This is a genomic window from Nocardia sp. NPDC004582 (genome assembly GCF_053602115.1).
Genome location: NZ_JBSGCY010000133.1, coordinates 1 through 18,079 on the forward strand (window position 1 = coordinate 1; position 18,079 = coordinate 18,079).

Genomic DNA, 18,079 nt, shown 5'->3' on the forward strand with positions numbered 1-18,079 from the left:
CCTACCCGCCCCGCCCGCCGCGCTCAAGGGCCGGGCGGCCGTGGTCGCGGTCGCGGCCGGTGCGGTCGTGGCGGCCGGACAGGCCACCATCGAAGCCTCGGCGAGCGACAGCAGCAATGTCGACTACCAGGCGGCCAACCAGGTCAAGGAGGTCGCCGCGACCTCCGTGGTCGGCGGGTCCGACACCACGTCCGGCGCCCCGCAGGTGCTGAACCCGAACGCCCCCGCGAACCTGGACCAGTTCAACGACATTCTGGCCAAGGGCAAGCAGTTCGCCGCCGACATGGCCAACCAGGAGGCGTCCAAATACCGGCCGCTGTGGACCAAGTTCACCGCCGCGGGCACCTTCACCTCCGGCTTCGGCATCCGCTGGGGCGTCGCCCACCAGGGTGTGGACATCGCCGCCCCGATCGGCACCCCGATCTACGCGGTCGCCGACGGCACCGTGCTCGAGGCCGGTCCCGCTTCGGGTTTCGGCATGTGGGTCCGCCTGCTGCACGACGACGGCACGGTCACCATCTACGGCCACATCGACACCGCGACGGTCTCGCAGGGCCAGCGCGTCATGGCCGGCGATCAGATCGCCACGGTCGGCAACCGCGGGTTCTCCACCGGCCCGCACTGCCACTTCGAGGTCTGGCTCAACGGTGTCGACAAGATCGACCCGCTGCCCTGGCTGGCCTCCCGCGGCATCTCCCTGGGCCCCGAAAGGGACTGAGCTCCCCCGGAATCAGCGACAAGGCGCGTCCCTCGGGACGCGCCTTTCTCGTTCTTCGTGGGCCGGATCCGTCAGTCCCGGTTGGCGCGGTACCAGCCGATCAACGCGTCCGTCGAGGAGTCCGCCTGCGGCTCCGGGTCTTCCGCGGCGGTGAGCAGTGGCGCGAGCGCCAGCGCCTGCTGCTTGCCGAGTTCGACACCCCACTGGTCGAAGCTGTCGATGCCCCAGATCGCGCCCTCGGTGAAGACCTGGTGCTCGTACAGCGCGATGAGCTGTCCGAGTACCGACGGGGTCAGCTGGGGCGCCAGAATGGCCGTGGAGGGCCGATTCCCGGGCATCACCTTGTGCGGCACCAGGTTCGGGGCGGTGCCCTCGGCGGCGATCTCCTCGGCGGTCTTGCCGAAGGCCAGCACCTTGGTCTGGGCGAACAGATTGCTCATCAGGATGTCGTGCATGCTGCCGGTGCCGTCCATGGTGGCCAGATCGGCGGTGGGGCGGGCGAATCCGATGAAATCGGCCGGCACCAGCCGGGTCCCCTGGTGCAGCAGCTGGTAGAAGGCGTGCTGGCCGTTGGTGCCGGGCTCGCCCCAGAAGATCTCGCCGGTGGAGGTGGTGACCGGGCTGCCGTCGGCGCGCACGGACTTGCCGTTGGACTCCATGGTCAGCTGCTGCAGGTAGGCCGGAAAGCGGGCCAGGTCGTTGGCGTACGGCAGGACCGCGCGGGACTGCGCGCCGAAGAAGTTCGAGTACCAGACACCGAGCAGGCCGAGCAGGACGGGAGCGTTCTCGGCGAGGGGCGCGTTCTTGAAATGCTCGTCCACCGTGTGCATTCCGGCCAGGAACTCGCCGAACCGCTCCTTGCCGACGACCGCCATGACCGACAGGCCGATGGCCGAGTCCACCGAGTAGCGGCCGCCGACCCAGTCCCAGAAGCCGAACATGTTGGCGGTGTCGATGCCGAAGTCCGACACCCGCCGCGCGTGCGTGGACACCGCCACGAAGTGCTTGGCGACCGCGTCCTCGCCGAGCGCCGCCACCAGCCAGCGGCGGGCCGCGGTGGCGTTGGTCAGCGTCTCGAGGGTGGAGAAGGTCTTGGAGGCGACGACGAACAGCGTGGTCGCCGGGTCGAGGCCCGCGAGCTTCGAAACCAGGTCCGCCGGATCGACATTCGAGACGAAGCGGGCGGTGATGCCGGCGTCGGCATAGTGCCGCAGCGCCAGGTACACCATGGCCGGGCCCAGATCGGAGCCGCCGATGCCGATGTTCACCACGGTGGCGATGCGTTCGCCGGTCGCGCCGCGCCACTGGCCGGAGCGCACGGCATCGGTGAACGCGCCCATCCGCTCCAGCACGTCCTGCACCTCGGGGACGACGTCCTCGCCGTCCATGTCGATGTGCCCGCCGGCGGGGACGCGCAGCGCGACATGCCCGACCGCGCGGTCCTCGGAGGTGTTGATCCGCTCGCCCGCGAACATGGCGTCACGGCGCTGCTCGATCTCGGCGGTCTCCGCCAATTCGACCAGCAGATCCAGGGTTTCGCGGGTGACGCGGTGTTTGGAGTAGTCGATATGCAGGTCACCCACCCGCACGATCAACTCCCGGCCGCGCTCGGGATCCTCGGCGAAGAACTCGCGCAGATGGCGCGTCGCCAGAGAGGAGTGGTGATCGTGCAGTTTCCGCCAGACCGCCGACGCGGTGATGTCGCTGCTCACTCTCGGCAGGTTACAACCTCCACATTGCGACTCGCAGGTAACAGCCGGTAATGCGCGGGGTTCGCCCAGCGCGGAGTGAAATTCGAGGGCGAGGCATAGGCTGGCGGACATGGTGTCCGAGACTGAGCTCTTGTCGTCCGTTCCCACACAGCTCTGGATCGGGGGGCCGGTGGACGCCACCGGCGGCGCGACCTTCCCGGTCCACAATCCGGCCACCGGCGAGGTCATCGCCCAGGTGGCCGACGCGACCCCCGAGGACGCCGTGCGCGCCCTCGACGCGGCGGCCGCCGTCCAGGCCGAGTGGGCCGCGACCCCCGCGCGCGAGCGCGGGGAGATCCTGCGCCGGGTCTTCGAGGCGATCACCGCACGCGCCGAGGAGTTCGCGCTGCTGATGACCCTGGAAATGGGTAAAGCGCTGCCGGAGAGCCGCAATGAGGTTCGTTACGGCGCCGAGTTCTTCCGCTGGTTCTCCGAGGAGGCGGTCCGGGTGCACGGCCGGTATCAGGCCGCCCCGGCCGGCACCGGTCGAATCCTGGTGCACAAGCAGCCGGTCGGGCCGTGCCTGGCCATCACGCCGTGGAACTTCCCGCTGGCCATGGGAACTCGCAAGATCGGCCCGGCGCTGGCGGCGGGCTGCACCATGATCGTGAAGCCGGCGGGCGAGACCCCGCTGACCATGCTGCTGCTGGCCCGGCTGTGCAGCGAGGCCGGGCTGCCCGACGGCGTGTTGTCGGTGATCACCACCTCGCAGTCGAGCGCGGTCACCGCTCCCCTGCTCAACGATCCGCGCCTGCGCAAGCTGACCTTCACCGGGTCCACCCCCGTCGGCAAGAAGCTGGTCGAGCAGTCCGCGCACGGGCTGCTGCGCACCTCCATGGAGCTGGGCGGCAATGCCCCCTTCGTGGTCTTCGACGACGCCGATCTGGATGCCGCCGTGCAGGGCGCGCTGCTGGCGAAGCTGCGCAACGGCGGTGAGGCGTGCACCGCGGCCAACCGTTTCCACGTCCAGAATTCGGTTCGCCAGGAATTCACCGACAAGCTGGTGGCGGCCATGGGCGAGTACCGGCTGGGCAATGGCGTGGACCCGGACACCACCCTGGGCCCGCTGATCAACGAGAACCAGCTCGACACCGTGAGCGACCTGGTGGAGGACGCGGTGTCGGCGGGCGCGCAGGTGAGGCTGGGTGGCAAGGCGCCGGGCGGGGCGGGCTGGTTCTATCCGGCCACCGTGCTCACCGACATCCCGGCCGATGCCCGCATCCTGCGTGAGGAGGTGTTCGGCCCGGTCGCCCCGATCGTCGGATTCGATACCGAGGAGGAGGGCCTGGCCGCGGCCAACAACACCGAATTCGGCCTGGTCGCATACGTTTACACGCGGAGTCTGGACCGGGCGCTGCGGGTCGCCGAGGGTCTGGAGACCGGCATGGTCGGTGTCAACCGGGGTGTCATCTCCGACCCGGCCGCGCCCTTCGGCGGCGTCAAGGAATCCGGCTTCGGCCGCGAGGGCGGCTACGAGGGCATCGAGGAGTACCTCGACACCAAGTACATCGCCCTGCCCTAGGAAGACGAAGAACCGCCCCGGGGTAGAGACACCCGGGGCGGCCTGGGGATGCTGCATCCGTGGCTCCGCATGCAGCGTGGCTGGTGTGTGCTCGCGATTCGCGCAGCACCGCCCGTTGTATCGGTCCGGGCAGTGCTCAGCGTTAACGGACTCTCGCCGAGGCGGAGGTCCGGGCGGTTTCGGGGGCGAGCCCCCGGAGAGTGGTCAATGCCCCAGTCGGCCGCGGCCCAGCCGCAGCAGGAGCATGGCGAGGGTGTGGCCTTCCTGGCCCAGCTCGCTGAATCGCTCGAGCACCTTCATCTCGCGGGAGTGGACGAGCTTGGGCCCGCCGTTCGCCATTCTGGTCCGTCCGATGATGCGCGAGACCTCGGTGCGGCGCTTGATCGCCGCGAGGATCTCGGCGTCCAGCTTGTCGATCTCCAGGCGCAGCTTTTCGATCTCCGCTTCGGAGGGCAGCGGGGCGGAGTCCGAGCCGGTGGCAGACTCGGAATGTCCCGTCGTCGAGATGCTCATACTTTCAACTCCTCGTGGTCCAGAACGTCGATCGGTGGGTGGACCCATCGTGTTACCGGTCCGTTCTTCACCAAGAATCTGACCTTTCGGCCATACATTGTCCCCCCTGGAAAATCATTGTCTCCCCGGGATCGGGCTCAGGTGTGATGCGCGGTGGTTGCACAGGTGTGTCGCCCCGCCGTCGAGCCGGTCATGGGACGAGTCTGCCACGGGGAGGCACCCAAGCAAAACGGGTACGTTTGTGAATCTCCTGAGTTTCCTCCTGCCCCACGGTTCACTAGATGTTCGCCGGACCGGCACTAATCGGACACCTGTGCGATCCGGACCGACGACTGTCGGTGCGCGCCGGTAGCGTGGATGGGCGATGAATACGACGGTGGCAGACAACGGGCAGAAGGCCGAGCAAGCGCGGGGAGGCGGAGCGTTGCTCGAAGGATTGAATCCACAGCAGCGCGCCGCGGTGATGCACACCGGCACACCGCTGCTGATCGTGGCCGGGGCCGGTTCTGGAAAGACCGCGGTTCTGACCCGTCGTATCGCCTACCTCCTCGACGCCCGCGGGGCGCGGCCGAGCGAGATCCTGGCCATCACCTTCACCAACAAGGCCGCCGCCGAGATGCGCGAACGGGTCGCCGGGCTGGTCGGGCCGCGCGCGGCCGGCATGTGGGTGTCGACGTTCCACTCCAGTTGCGTGCGCATCCTGCGCACCCAGGCGTCGCTGCTGACGGGGATGAACTCCAACTTCTCCATCTACGACGCCGATGATTCCCGGCGACTGCTGGGCATGATCATCCGCGATTTCGAGATCGACCCGAAGAAGTACACGCCGCGCCTGCTGGCCACCGCCATCTCGAACCTCAAGAACGAGCTCATCGACGCCGCGCAGGCCGCGGCCGACGCCGAGACCGAGGAGGCCGAGCTGCCGCGCATCGTGGCCCGGGTCTACGGCGAGTACCAGCGGCGGCTGCGCGCGGCCAACGCCTTCGACTTCGACGATCTGATCGGCGAGACGGTGTCGGTGCTGCAGCGGCATCCGCAGGTGGCCGAGTACTACCGCCGCCGCTTCCGGCACGTGCTGGTCGACGAGTACCAGGACACCAACCACGCCCAGTACGTGCTGGTGCGCGAGCTGGTCGGGCATCATCGCGGCGGGGTGTGGGGCGATGACCCCGACACCGGCTCCGAGCATCGGGTGCCGCCGTCGGAGTTGTGCGTGGTGGGTGACGCGGACCAGTCGATCTACGCCTTCCGCGGCGCGACCATCCGCAATATCGAGGAGTTCGAACGCGACTTCCCGGACGCGGAAACCATTCTGCTGGAACAGAACTACCGTTCCACCCAGCACATCCTGACCGCCGCCAACGCGGTCATCGCCCGCAACGAGGGCCGGCGCGACAAGAAGCTGTGGACCGATCAGGGCGACGGCGATCTGATCGTCGGGTACGTGGCCGACAACGAGCACGACGAGGCCTCGTTCGTGGCCCGCGAGATCGACCGGCTGGTGGATCAGGGCGACGCCAACTACGCGGATGTGGCGGTCTTCTACCGCACCAACAACAATTCGCGCGCCCTGGAGGAGATCTTCATCCGGATGGGCCTGCCCTACAAGGTGGTCGGCGGCGTCCGCTTCTACGAGCGCAAGGAAGTCCGCGACATCGTGGCCTACCTGCGGGTGCTGGAGAATCCGGACGACGCGGTGAGCCTGCGCCGGGTGCTCAACACCCCGCGCCGCGGGATCGGCGATCGCGCGGAGGCGTGTGTGGCCGTGCACGCCGAGCAGCGGAACATCGGTTTCGCGCAGGCGTTGCGGGATGCCGCCGCGGGCAAGGTCGCGCTGCTCAATTCCCGGTCGCAGAAGGCGATCTCGGGGTTCCTGGAGCTGCTGGAGGAGATTCGGGCGGCCGGGACGCAGTCCGATATGGACTTCCCCGATGTGGGTTCGATCGTCGAGGCCGTGCTGGATCGCACCGGTTATCGCGCCGAGCTGGAGGCCTCCGACGATCCGCAGGACGGCGCGCGGCTGGACAACCTGAACGAATTGGTGAGCGTCGCACGGGAATTCAGTTCCGAGGCGCGCAACAATCTGGAGGCCGCGCGGGAGGAGGGCCTGGTGCCCGAGCAGGCCGAGGGCGAGCCGGAGCCGGGGTCGCTGGCGGCGTTCCTGGAGCGGGTCTCGCTGGTGGCCGACGCGGACCAGATCCCCGAAGAGGGGTCGGGCGTGGTCACCATGATGACCCTGCACACCGCCAAGGGCCTGGAGTTCCCGGTCGTGTTCGTGACCGGCTGGGAGGACGGCCAGTTCCCGCACATGCGCGCGCTGGGCGATCCGGCGGAGCTGCAGGAGGAGCGCCGCCTGGCCTACGTCGGCATCACCCGGGCCCGCAAGCGCCTGTATCTGACCCGCGCGGTGGTGCGTTCGGGCTGGGGGCAGCCGGTGTCGAACCCGGAATCCCGGTTCCTGCAGGAGATTCCGGGCCATCTGATGGATTGGCAGCGGTTGGAGCCGACGCCCTCGCAGTCGCAGTCGCGTGGTTTCCGCCGCCGCGGCGAGGACGACGGCCTGGAACGCGATTGGACGCGCGGCGACGGCTGGTCGGATTCCCGTCCCGGCCTGCGCGGCCGCGGCGAGGGCCGGCCCGCTCCGGCGGCGGCCGGGGTCAAGCGCAACAACACCGGCCTGGTGCTGGCGGTCGGCGATCGCGTCAATGACGACAAGTACGGTCTGGGCCGGGTCATCGCGGCGGAGGGTTTCGGCGCGCTGGCCACCGTCACCATCGACTTCGGCACCGCGGGCAAGATCCGGCTGATCCCGTCCTACAGCCGGACCCTGACCAAACTCTGATCAGCCGAGGCGGCTGAGGACGTCGTAGGCGCGCACGGCGTCCTCGGGGAACACCAGGATCCGGAAGTGGTCCTTCAGGTTTCGCCACCGGTGGATGCGCGCCGGGCCGAGCGTGGCGCGCACCCCGTGGCTGTGCAGCAACTGCCGCACCTGGCGTGCGGACCGCAGGTCGTACGCGGTGGCGGCGGCCACCAGCAGTCCGTATTCGCCGTCGCCGGTGCGTGCCCGGAGTTTCATGCTCGACTCCCGTTGTCCTGCTTCGCCTTCAGCACCATCAGCTGCGCGCGCTTCTCATGATGACTCGAGGCCTCGAGCGCCTCGCGCTCGGCGGCCGGATCCGCGGTCAGGAACCCGCCGAGCCCCGGCGCGCCCGCGGCCCCGAGCCTGCTCATCTTCTTCGGAACCGGCGCGCCTTGGTATTCCACCGCCCCGAGCGACTGATGCACCTCGATGTACTCGCCGTGTGGCAGCCGCTTGACGATCCCGGTCTCGATCCCGTGTTCCAGTACCGCCCGGTCGCCGCGCTGCAGCCCCAGGCAGAACCGGTAGGCGACGGCGTAGGCCAGCGGCGGCACCACCAGCAGCGCGATCCGGAAGCACCAGGTGGTCGCGTTGAGCGAGACATCGAATTTCAGGGCGATGATGTCGTTGACGCAGGCGAAGGTGAGCACCAGGTAGAACGCGATCGCCATGGCGCCGATCCCGGTGCGCACCGGCACATCTCGCGGGCGCTGCAGCAGATTGTGGTGCGCGGTGTCGCCGGTGAGCCGCTTCTCGATCCACGGGTAGAGCGGGATCACCGCCAGCACCAGGCCCATCACCACGGCCACCCAGAACGCCGCGGGAATCGTGTACCGGCCCAGGTAGATCTCCCAGGGCGGCATGAGCCGGGCCAGGCCGTCGGTCCACATCATATAGAAGTCGGGCTGGGATCCGGCCGAGACCTGGGCGGGGTTGTAGGGCCCCAGGTTCCAGATCGGGTTGATCTGGAACAGGCCGCCCATGACCGCGACGGTGCCGAGGGTGAAGGCGAAGAACGCGCCCTGGTCCAGCGAGAACACCGGGACGATGCGCGCGCCGACCACATTCCGTTCGGTGCGGGCGGGCCCGGGGAACTGGGTGTGCTTCTGATACCAGACCAGGGCGATGTGCGCGCCGATCAATGCCAGCATGATGCCCGGGAACAGCAGCACGTGGGTGATGTAGAGCCGCGGGATCAGTACGGTGCCGGGGAATTCGCCGCCGAAGAGGAAGAAATGGATCCAGGTGCCCACCACCGGGACCGCCATGGTGATGCCGCCCAGCGGTGAGCGCAGGCCGGTGCCGGAGAGCAGGTCGTCGGGCAGCGAGTAGCCGAAGTAGCCCTCGAACATGGCCAACACCAACAGGATCGCGCCGATCACCCAGGTGGCTTCGCGGGGTTTGCGGAACGCGCCGGTGAAGAACACCCGGAACAGGTGGATGATCATCGACGCCGCGAACAGCAGGGCCGCCCAGTGGTGTACCTGCCGGACGAACAGCCCGCCGCGCACGTCGAAGGAGATGTCGAGGACGCTGCGATAGGCGGCGGACATCCGCACGCCCCGCAACGGCTGGTAGACGCCGTTGTAGGTGACCTCGGTCATGGACGGTTCGAAGTACAGGGTGAGGTAGACGCCCGACAACAGCAGAATGATGAAGCTGTAGAGCGCGATCTCGCCGAGCAGGAACGACCAGTGCGTCGGGAACACCTTGTTGATGGAGCGTTTCAGGCCCGCGGCGAGGTGATACCGCTGGTCGGCGGCATCGGCGCGGTTCGCGGTGGTGGTCATGACCATGAGACGCCGGCGGGTCCCGAAACGTGACAGCCGATTACGACAGATTGTCGTAGATCACAGTCGCCCGGTGGTCCAGGCGGCGGCTACCGCGGCAGCAGGTTCGACAGGGCCTCGTCGAGGGTTGGGTAGCGGAAGCGGAAACCGTTGTGCCGCAGCACTTCCGAGGTGGCGTGGCGGCCGGTGAGGCCGAGGGCCGGGTCGGTGCGCAGCAGGACCGCGCCGATGGTGAGGGCGGCGGCGGGGGTCGGCGGCGACCAGGGGCGACGGAGCTGACGGCGCAGGGTGGCCATCAGTTCCTTGTTGCGGACGGGGAAGTCGGTGGCGGCGACGAGGACGCCGTTGGGGAGGGTGACCCGCGGGTCCAGCCCCAGGCCCGCGCGCACGATGGCCAGCCAGTCCTCGAAATGGATCCAGCTGAACCACTGCCGGCCGTCGCCGACACTGCCGCCCAGCCCCAGTTTGGTCAGCTGGGCCAGCCGTTTCAGGGCGGGCGCGTCCGGGTCCAGGACGATCGACGTGCGCAGGATGGTCCAGTGCGTGGCATTGGCTCCGTCGAAGGCGGCTTCCCAGGGTGCGGCCACGCCGGTCATCTGCGGCAGGCCGGGTTCGGGGAGGGGCGTGCCCTCGACGCAGTGCGTCTCCCCCGCGTCGGACCAGATGGCGGTGGTGCCGGCCTGGATCCAGTAGTCGAGTGGCCGGTCCAGCGTCTTCGACGCCTCCACCAGCGCCCGGGTCGAATCGACTCGGCTGCGGCGCAGTTCGGCGACATTGGCCGGGGTGGGACGGCAGTCGACGAGCTTGCCCGCGAGATTGATCACGGCGGTGCGCCCGGGGTTGCGCAGGGCTTCGGCCCACGCACCGACGGTGCGGCCGTCCCATTCGTATTGCGGGTAGGGCAGTTCCGGCACGGTGCGCCGGGTCAGGATGACGACCCGCTGCCCGCGGCAGGCGAGGTCGGCGGCCAGGATGCGGCCCAGCGCGCCGGTGCCGCCGGCGATCACGACGGTGAGCGCGTCCGTGGCCGGGCGCAGTCCGGCGAGCCGGGCCAGGCGGGTGAAGCAGGTGTGGGCGTCGGTCTCCAGCAGGTTGCCCACGATCGTGCGCATGGCCGCCGCCGAGACGCCGCTGAAGGTGAGCTGCTGGGTCAGGTCGGTGCCGCCGTCGCGCGGCGCCAGCACCCAGCGCAGCCGCATGGTCCCCGCGGGTTCGGGCTGCTCGATGGTGATTTCGCGATCGGGCACGAAGGTCGACAGCCCGAACGGTCGCGCCAGCCGCCCGTGCACCGCCCCGTTGACGCGCCCGCGCGGCAGATAGTCGCCGGTGACGCCCGCGCCCGGCGCGCCGTGCAGGGTCAGCGCGGTGACGGCGGGATTCCATTCGGGCAGCCGGGCGGGATCCCCGAGCACCGTCCACAGCTGCTGCGGCGACACGTCGATCCACTGGGTGTACGTCGTTGTACGAGGCATACTTCGACGCTATAACCGCCGGGCCGCGGCCGGAAGCGTGGCCTTGGTCGCAGCCACGGTCAGCGGTCTAGGCTCGGGTCATGAGCGATCCGATCTGGCCGCGCGGCGTCTCCGCTCCGGCGGCGCGGGCGCTGGCCGCCGCCGGGTACGAGAGCCTGGACCAGCTGGCCGGAGTGCCGGAACGCGACCTGCTCGCCCTGCACGGCATGGGCCCGAAGGCGATTCGGGTGTTGCGCGAGGCCCTGGTCGCCCGGGGCCTCGACTTCGGCTGAGCCGCCGGGTTCGACTTCGGCGCGGCGTCAGTCCACGTAGCCGCGCTGGATGATCGATTCCACGTCCACCCCCGCGGGCAGGGTGCCGAACGCGATGCCCCAGTCGCCGCCGAACCTGGTCTCGCAGAAGGCGTCCGCGACGGCCGGGTGGCCGTGCCGCACCAGCTGCGCGCCCTGCAGCACCAGCGCCATCAGCTCGACCACGCGGCGGGCCCGGTATTCGATATCGGCGAAGTCGGTGAGCTCCTTGCCGATTCGGTCGATGGCCGCGTCCAGGTGGCGGTTGCCGCCGCGGGCCAGGTTGACCTCGTTGAAGAACGCCTCGACGGTCTCGGGCTGACGGCCCATGGCGCGCAGCGCGTCCAGCGCCGCCACATTGCCCGAGCCCTCCCAGATCGACATGAGCGGGGCTTCCCGGTACAGCCGCGGCATGCCGGATTCCTCGGCGTAGCCGTTGCCGCCGAAGCATTCCAGCGCCTCGGCCGCGTGCGCGGGGGCCCGTTTGCACACCCAGTACTTGGTGACCGCGAGCGCGATGCGGCGCAGCGCGGCCTCGGCCGGATCGGAGTCGGCGCGGTCGGTGGCCCCGGCCAGGCGCATCATGACGGTGGTGGCGGCGTCGGATTCGATCACCAGGTCCGCCAGCACGTTTCGCATGGCGGGCTGGTCGATGAGCTTCTTGCCGAACACTTCCCGATGGCGGGCGTGGTGGGTGGCGAAGACGACCCCGGCGCGCATGCCGGTGGCCGAGCCGATCACGCAGTCCAGGCGGGTCATATTGACCATTTCGATAATGGTCTTGACGCCCGCGCCCTCCGCGCCGACCAGCCAGCCGATGGCGTTCTCGTACTCGAGTTCGGAGGAGGCGTTGGACTTGTTGCCCAGCTTGTCCTTCAGCCGCTGGATGCGCAGCGCGTTGCGGGTGCCGTCGGGCAGCACCCGGGGCAGCAGGAAGCAGGACAGACCGCCGGGCGCCTGGGCCAGGGTGAGGAACATATCGCCCATGGGGTGCGAGGTGAACCACTTGTGGCCGACGATGCGGTAGCTGCCGTCGGGCAGCGGGGTGGCGGTGGTGGTGTTGGCGCGGACATCCGAGCCGCCCTGCTTCTCGGTCATGGACATGCCCGCGATGAGACCGGCCTTGGTGGACGGCTCGCGCAGGCCGAAATCGTAAGTGCGCGAGGCGAGCAGCGGCTCGTACTTCGCGGCCAGCTCCGGATTGTGGCGCAGTGCGGGCACCACGGCGTAGGTCATGGAGATCGGGCACATGTGCCCGGCGTCGACGAGGCCCCAGGTGAAGAACTTGGCGGCGCGGGCGGTGTGCGCGCCCGGCCGGTCGTCGCGCCACGGCGCGCCGTGCAGACCGTGGGTGACCGCGACATCCATCAGGTTGTGCCAGTACGGGTGGAATTCCACCTCGTCGATGCGGTGGCCGTAGCGGTCGTGGGTGTGCAGGACCGGCGGGTACTCATTGGCGACCCGGCCCCACTCCTGGGCTTCCACCCCGCCCGCGAGCAGGCCCAGCTCCCGTACCTCGGCCTCGGCCCAGCCCGCGCCCTCCCGGTGCAGGCCCTCGATCAGCGCGGGGTTGCGCGAGTTGTCGAACGGGGAGATGGGTGGCACCTGGTTGAAGACGTCGTGGGTGTGCATGGCGGGTGACTCCTATTCGTGGGGGACGCCGCGGGCTTCGGGGGAAACACCGAGGGCGCGCAGGGCGAAGGCGACCAGTTCGGGCAGCACCGATTCGCTCTGGAGTTGTTCGGACAGCGGGCCGACCAGCACCTCGCCGATGGCCCCGACCAGTGCGGCGGCGGAGGTGCGCGGATCCTGCGGCGGCAGTTGGCCATTGGCGATGCCGTCGGCGATAGCGGCCACGTAGGTCTCGGCGAAGGCCCGGCGGAAGCGCAGGCGTTCGGCGTCGACGGCGGCGTCCACGGGCTCGGCGAGCAGAACGTAGGCGAGTTTGGGGTTCTTGAGGGCGCGGCCCGCGAAGGTCTCGACGGCGGCGGTGACGCGGTCCGCGGCCGTGCGGCCCGCACCCGCCGCGCCGGCCGCCCGGACCGCGTCGACCTCGCGGGTGACGACCTCGCGGAAGACGGCGGTGACGAGTTCGGCCTTGCCGCTGAAGTTCTTGTAGACGGTGCCGGTCGCGACCCCGGCCTCGGCGGCGACGGCGGCCATGGAGAGTCCGGCGAAGCCGTCGCGGGAGAGCACGGTCATGGCCGCGCGCACGATCGCCCCTGATTGAGCGTCCAGGCGGGCCTGGACAGCGGGCGTTCTCCGATAGGCCATGAAAGAAGTGAACCACTGATTCATTTCTTGACGCAAGCCCACCCGTCACCCACCACCACCCTGCATCGGAGACGCTTCGCGCCGCTGCCCTGTACGGCGTAACGTCCCCTTCGTGACAGTACGAGTGGAGCGCAACGGCCCCGTCTACACCGTGATCCTGCACCGTCCCGGAGCCCGCAACGCGGTCGACGGCCCCACCGCGAAAGCCCTGGCCGACGCCTTCCGCGACTTCGACGCCGACCCCACCGCCGCGGTCGCCGTGCTGTGGGGCGACGGCGGCACCTTCTGCGCCGGCGCCGACCTCAAGGCGCTGGGCACCGAACGCTCCAACCAGGTCACCGAGGACGGCGACGGGCCCATGGGCCCCACCCGCATGAAACTGTCCAAGCCGGTCATCGCCGCGGTCTCCGGCTACGCGGTCGCGGGCGGCATCGAGCTGGCGCTGTGGTGCGATCTGCGAATCGCGGAGCAGGACAGCACCTTCGGCGTCTTCTGCCGCCGCTGGGGCGTGCCGCTCATCGACGGCGGCACGGTGCGACTGCCGCGCGTCATCGGCGAGGGCCGCGCCATGGATCTGATCCTCACCGGCCGCGCGGTCGGGGCCACCGAGGCGCTGCAGATCGGCCTGGTGAACCGAGTGGTGCCGAACGGCGAATCCCGGCGCGCCGCCGAGGAGCTCGCGCTCGAACTGGCGGCGCTGCCGCAGACCTGCCTGCGCTCGGACCGGATGTCGGTGCTGGAGCAGAACGGGCTCGACGAGCCGGAGGCGATCGCCAACGAGCTGCGCCACGGGATGAAGGCGCTGATGGACGGCGCACTCGATGGGGCCCAGCGTTTCGCCGCAGGCGCGGGCCGACACGGCAGCAGCGCGTAGCGGAAGCCCCGTATACGCCCGGCAGCGCATTGCCGGACCGATCGGTACGCTAGCCGTTCGATGGATCGGCTGAGCGTGCTGGACGAGATCTTCCTGCGGTCGCATCGGGGTCTGGGCACCCCGATCGTCCTGCAGGGACTCTGGCGTACCACCGAACCCGTGCATCCGGCGCTGCTGTGGCGGGTGCACCGCGATCTGCGCACCGGTCCGCTGGGCCGGCGCGTGGTCCGATCCCGGGTGCCCGGGGCGCGGCCACGCTGGCAGCCCAACGAGTCCGCGTACCCGTTCACCATGACCAGCGAGCCGATCCCGGTCGCCGCGATCCTGGAATGGGCCGACCGCCAGGGCGAGGACCTGAACCCCGAGACCGGGCCCGGCTGGCGGCTCTCGGCGGCACGGCTCGACGACGGCGGCTGCCTGGTCGCGCTGACCTGCTCGCACGCCCTGGCCGACGGACGGGCGCTGACCCTGGCCATCGACAACGCGCTGTCCGGCATTCCGCTCGCGGCTCCCGTTGCGGGGCATTCGGATTGGGCCGACGCGCGCGGCATGTGGGCGACCGTGCTGGGCGGGACCGCTCGCGCGCTGCGGCGCGGCATCCCGGCGCGACCGGTCCCCAACGCCGACCGGAAGCCGGTGTCGGGCGGCCGGAAGGCCGGTGACCGACCGGCCACCCGCGCCACCGTGCTGCAGATTCCGGCCCGGGACTGGAATCGCGTCGCCGTCGCGCACGCCGGGACGGCCAACAGCCTGTTCGTGTATGTGATCGCGAAAATGCTGTGGGCCAGCGGATTTCAGTCCGACACCATCGCCGCCAGCCTCCCCGTCGACACCCGCGACGAACCGCGCGTGGACAACGACATGTCCATGACCGAGATCGCCATCGCCCGCGACGACACCCCGGCGTCCCTGCGGCAGCAGGCCCGCCGCGCCTACGAGCACCGCATGACCAGTCCCGGCGGCATCCCCGAGGAGCTGCTCCAGGTCATTCCCGACCGCTGGGCGTACCGGCTGGCCAAGGGCGCGGGCGAGCGGGACATCCTGTGCTCCAATATCGGCAATCTGCCCGAATCGCTGCTGGCATTGGGGCCGCACGCCTGCACCGGGGTGGCGGCGCGAGCCATCCACCCGGGATTGCGGCTCGACGCGCTGCCGCGCACCCGGCTGTCCGGGTATCTGACCCGGATCGCCGACACCTACACGTTGTCACTGGTGAGCCTGGACCCGGACGCCATCCCGACAGCCGCGGCGCTTACCGCGCTGGCCGACGCGGAACTGTCCGCGCTCGGCCTGCCGTACACGCGCTGGTGACGCCGCTCAGGTGAGCGCCGGGATCCGAACCCCTTGCCAGGCCAGGCGTTTGGTGCGGTCCGGATCGAATTCGACCCGGCTGGGCGCGTCGATGACGAAGGTGGCGCGCCGCTCCTCGGTGTAGGCGGGCCAGGCCGGGAGCGGGGCGCCGGTGCGGGCGAACGACAGCCAGTTGTCCTGGAACTGCTTGGACACCGACCGGAATCCGCGATGCCCGCCGAGCGCGGTCATGGCCCGGCCGATGGCCGTGTCCACCGCGCCGAACACCGGGATCAGGTCCAGGGCGTGGGTCGCGCCGAAACCGCTCAGCTGGACCGCGCGCGGGGCGAAGTCGTAGCGGTAAGCGTAGGTTGGCGCGAACCGGCTGTGCGCCTCCATGACCCGGACCGAGGGCCGCCAGAAGGTGAAGTCGCCGCCCATCCGGACGGTGGCCTTCTTGCCCGGGTAACCGGGATAGGCCGCGGCGACCCGGGATTCGACGGCCGCGTCGTATTCGGACAGCGTGTCGTGCAGGCGTTCCTCCGAGGTCGGCATGGTCCGGCCCAGTTTGGTGTAGACGGGGCCCTCGCCGTCGGCATCGAGCGCCTGGTCGACGTGGCGCAGCAGCCAGCGCATCCGGTCGGGGGTGGTGGGCAGGGTGTCGTCCAGGCGCACGAACAGGGTGGCCTCGTCGCGGTTGGTGCCGAGGATCAACGGCACCCGGTGCGCGGTGCCGGCGGCGAAGGCGGCGATCGGCGCGGTCGGCAGGAATTCGCCGTCCACCACCGGGGACACCGGGAACAGGCCGGGCTGCTCGTGCATGACGCGGGCCAGCGCGCGGTCGACGCCCTTGCGAATGTCGTTGGCCCCGGCGGTGGTCAGCGCCGTGGCGGCGTCGGCGGGGTCGATGCCGAGTTCGTCGAGACAGCGGCGGGCGAAGAGGCGGGCCTCGGCCTGGCTCGGCGCCCAGTCGGCGGGCGCGCTCTGCGCGATGCCGCGATGGAACAGTCCGGCCGCGGCGGGGGTCGCCATGAGCGACAGCACCGCGTGCGCGCCGGCGGATTCACCGAAGATGGTGACATTGCCGGGATCGCCGCCGAAGGCCGCGATATTGCGCTGCACCCATTCCAGGGCCGCGACCTGGTCCCGCAGCCCGAGGTTGGCGTCGAATCGCCGGTCGGGCGTGGAGTATTCGCCGAAATCGACGTAGCCGAACGCGCCGAGCCGGTAGTTGACCGACACCACGATGACATCGCCGCGGGCCGCCAGCCGCGCTCCGGAATACAGTCGCAGCGCGGAGGTCCCGATCATGTACCCGCCGCCGTGGATGAACACCATCACCGGCCGCGGCGTACCCGAGGGCGGGTTCGGCGCCGCCACGTTCAGCGTGAGGCAGTCCTCCCCCGTCGCCTGGGCCTGCCGCGGCCCGATCCGGGCCCCGTCACGGTGTTGCATTGCGGCATAGCCGAACTCGGTCGCATCGCGCACCCCGGTCCACGGCCGCACCGGTTGCGGAGCCCGGAAACGCAAGTCGCCGACCGGCGGTGCGGCGAAGGGAATGGACCGCCAGCGTGAGACGCGGCGGCCCCGGATTCCGCGAACCACCCCGTCCGCGGTCGTGATGTCTGTGGTTGCCACCATTGGAAAAGGGTAGACCCGGACCGCTCGTCCTGGGCGGTCCCGGCGGCGCGGGTTCCGGGTGGCTACTGGAGGTAGCCCTCGACCTGGCGGGCGGAGTTGGGCTGGGCCTCGTCGGGGTTGCGGCCCTGGTCGAGGCGGGCGCGGCGCTGGCGGAGCAGGTCCCAGCACTGGTCGAGCTGGACCTCGATCTCGGCGAGCTGGCGGCGTTCGGCCTCCGGGTCGAGTTCGCCGCCGGTGGTCTGGGCGCGCAGCTCGTGCTCGCGATCCACGAGTTCCTTGATGCGGGCGTGGATGTCCTTTTCGGTCATGCGGTCCACTGTACGACCCGGGCCAGCGCGTTTCCGGCCAATCGGACCGCGCCGGGCAGGTCCGCCGCGGGCAGGGCGGCGTAGCCGAGGGCGATGCCGAAGGTATGCCGGGGGCCGGTGTGGTGGCGGGACAGGCCGTCCAGGTAGACGCCGTTCTCGCGGGCGGCGGCGATCGCGCGATCCTCCTGCTCCGCGCTCGCGAGGGGGACGTAGACGTGGGAACCCGCGTCGTCGCCGCGCACCTCCAGACCGTGGCGGCGCAGTTCCGCCAGGACGAGCGCGCGGCGGGCGGGCATGTCGCGGCGCAGGCGACGCAGGTGCCGGGCCAGGTCGCCCGCGCGGGCGAGTTCGGCCGCCACCTGCTGCCCGGCGGGCGAGGGGCTGGTGCCGGTGAGTTCGCGGTGGGCGAGCACGGCCTCGGTGACGGCGGGATCGGCCACCAGCCAGCCGGTTCCGAGGGTGGGCGTGAGGATCTTGCTGGTGGTGCCCAGGTGCACGACCACGTCCGGGGCGAGGGTGGCCAGCAGCGGCAGCGGCGCGGTGTCGTAGCGCAATTCGCCGTCGTAGTCGTCCTCGATCACCAGGGCTCCGGTGCGGCGCGCGAATTCGACGAGCCGCACCCGGCGCGCCGCGGGCATCCGCGCACCGAGCGGAAACTGGTGCGCGGGAGTGCAATACACCATGCGGGCGTGCTCGGGCAGCCGGTCGACGCACAGTCCGCCCGCATCGACCGGCACCGGCGCCAGGCGCGCGCCCGCCGCCCGGAACGCCCC

At 70.3% G+C, this 18,079-nt stretch carries 16 protein-coding genes; 6 read left to right on the forward strand and 10 right to left on the reverse strand.

All coding sequences use genetic code 11. From position 1 onward, the window contains the following. Positions 1–718: M23 family metallopeptidase (locus tag ACWELJ_RS27510; protein WP_452369029.1), on the forward strand; the 718-nt coding region annotated here is incomplete at its 5' end. A 71-nt stretch (positions 719–789) separates the two neighbouring features. Here the strand turns inward: ACWELJ_RS27510 and pgi are convergent. Then, a complete protein-coding gene (gene pgi, locus ACWELJ_RS27515) occupies positions 790–2,430 on the reverse strand; it encodes a glucose-6-phosphate isomerase (RefSeq protein ID WP_452369030.1) in 1,641 nt (546 codons plus the stop codon). 109 nt (positions 2,431–2,539) lie between these two features. Between pgi and ACWELJ_RS27520 the strand changes: the two genes are divergently transcribed. Continuing rightward, positions 2,540–3,991, forward strand: a complete 1,452-nt coding sequence (locus ACWELJ_RS27520) for an NAD-dependent succinate-semialdehyde dehydrogenase (RefSeq protein ID WP_452369031.1) — start codon at positions 2,540–2,542, stop codon at positions 3,989–3,991. Positions 3,992–4,195: 204 nt separating this feature from the next. Here the strand turns inward: ACWELJ_RS27520 and ACWELJ_RS27525 are convergent, their stop codons facing one another. Beyond that, complete coding sequence (locus ACWELJ_RS27525; RefSeq protein WP_357091322.1) at positions 4,196–4,504, reverse strand: chorismate mutase; 309 nt, start codon at positions 4,502–4,504, stop codon at positions 4,196–4,198. A gap of 364 nt (positions 4,505–4,868) precedes the next feature. On the opposite strand from ACWELJ_RS27525, the gene pcrA reads away from it, so the two are divergent. After that, positions 4,869–7,346: a DNA helicase PcrA gene (gene pcrA, locus ACWELJ_RS27530; protein ID WP_452369032.1), complete on the forward strand. Its 2,478-nt coding sequence runs from the start codon at positions 4,869–4,871 to the stop codon at positions 7,344–7,346. Here the strand turns inward: pcrA and ACWELJ_RS27535 are convergent, their stop codons facing one another. The 3 genes from ACWELJ_RS27535 to ACWELJ_RS27545 all read right to left on the reverse strand — a co-directional run bounded on the left by ACWELJ_RS27535 (position 7,347) and on the right by ACWELJ_RS27545 (position 10,629). Beyond that, positions 7,347–7,583 (reverse strand): hypothetical protein, encoded by a 237-nt coding sequence (locus ACWELJ_RS27535; protein ID WP_452369033.1) that lies wholly within the window; start codon positions 7,581–7,583, stop codon positions 7,347–7,349. Continuing rightward, positions 7,580–9,157, reverse strand: a complete 1,578-nt coding sequence (qcrB, locus tag ACWELJ_RS27540) for a cytochrome bc1 complex cytochrome b subunit (protein WP_452369034.1) — start codon at positions 9,155–9,157, stop codon at positions 7,580–7,582. The genes ACWELJ_RS27535 and qcrB overlap by 4 nt, the downstream gene beginning before the upstream one ends. A gap of 89 nt (positions 9,158–9,246) precedes the next feature. After that, complete coding sequence (locus tag ACWELJ_RS27545; RefSeq protein ID WP_452369035.1) at positions 9,247–10,629, reverse strand: DUF1731 domain-containing protein; 1,383 nt, start codon at positions 10,627–10,629, stop codon at positions 9,247–9,249. A gap of 80 nt (positions 10,630–10,709) precedes the next feature. Here ACWELJ_RS27545 and ACWELJ_RS27550 point away from each other — a divergent pair, with 80 nt between their 5' ends. Further along, the gene (locus ACWELJ_RS27550) at positions 10,710–10,901 is read left to right on the forward strand and encodes a DNA-binding protein (RefSeq protein ID WP_452369036.1); all 192 of its coding nucleotides are present in this window, start codon (positions 10,710–10,712) and stop codon (positions 10,899–10,901) included. A 27-nt stretch (positions 10,902–10,928) separates the two neighbouring features. Here the strand turns inward: ACWELJ_RS27550 and ACWELJ_RS27555 are convergent, their stop codons facing one another. Further along, on the reverse strand, positions 10,929–12,551 hold the full coding sequence (locus ACWELJ_RS27555) for an acyl-CoA dehydrogenase family protein (protein WP_452369037.1): 1,623 nt from the start codon (positions 12,549–12,551) through the stop codon (positions 10,929–10,931). 12 nt (positions 12,552–12,563) lie between these two features. Then, a complete protein-coding gene (locus ACWELJ_RS27560) occupies positions 12,564–13,193 on the reverse strand; it encodes a TetR/AcrR family transcriptional regulator (protein WP_452369038.1) in 630 nt (209 codons plus the stop codon). A 112-nt stretch (positions 13,194–13,305) separates the two neighbouring features. Between ACWELJ_RS27560 and ACWELJ_RS27565 the strand changes: the two genes are divergently transcribed. Further along, positions 13,306–14,067 (forward strand): crotonase/enoyl-CoA hydratase family protein, encoded by a 762-nt coding sequence (locus tag ACWELJ_RS27565; RefSeq protein WP_452369039.1) that lies wholly within the window; start codon positions 13,306–13,308, stop codon positions 14,065–14,067. Positions 14,068–14,127: 60 nt separating this feature from the next. Beyond that, positions 14,128–15,378 carry a hypothetical protein gene (locus ACWELJ_RS27570; RefSeq protein ID WP_452369040.1) on the forward strand — a complete coding sequence of 417 codons (1,251 nt, stop codon included), beginning with the start codon at positions 14,128–14,130 and terminating at the stop codon, positions 15,376–15,378. A gap of 6 nt (positions 15,379–15,384) precedes the next feature. Here the strand turns inward: ACWELJ_RS27570 and ACWELJ_RS27575 are convergent, their stop codons facing one another. The 3 genes from ACWELJ_RS27575 to ACWELJ_RS27585 all read right to left on the reverse strand — a co-directional run. Then, the gene (locus ACWELJ_RS27575; RefSeq protein WP_452369041.1) at positions 15,385–16,998 is read right to left on the reverse strand and encodes a carboxylesterase/lipase family protein; all 1,614 of its coding nucleotides are present in this window, start codon (positions 16,996–16,998) and stop codon (positions 15,385–15,387) included. A 62-nt stretch (positions 16,999–17,060) separates the two neighbouring features. After that, entirely contained in the window at positions 17,061–17,306 is a 246-nt protein-coding gene (locus tag ACWELJ_RS27580; protein ID WP_357280742.1) for a DUF2630 family protein, read from the reverse strand. Beyond that, on the reverse strand, positions 17,303–18,079 hold a 777-nt coding region (locus ACWELJ_RS27585), incomplete at its 5' end, for an aminotransferase-like domain-containing protein (RefSeq protein ID WP_452369042.1). The genes ACWELJ_RS27580 and ACWELJ_RS27585, both read right to left, overlap by 4 nt.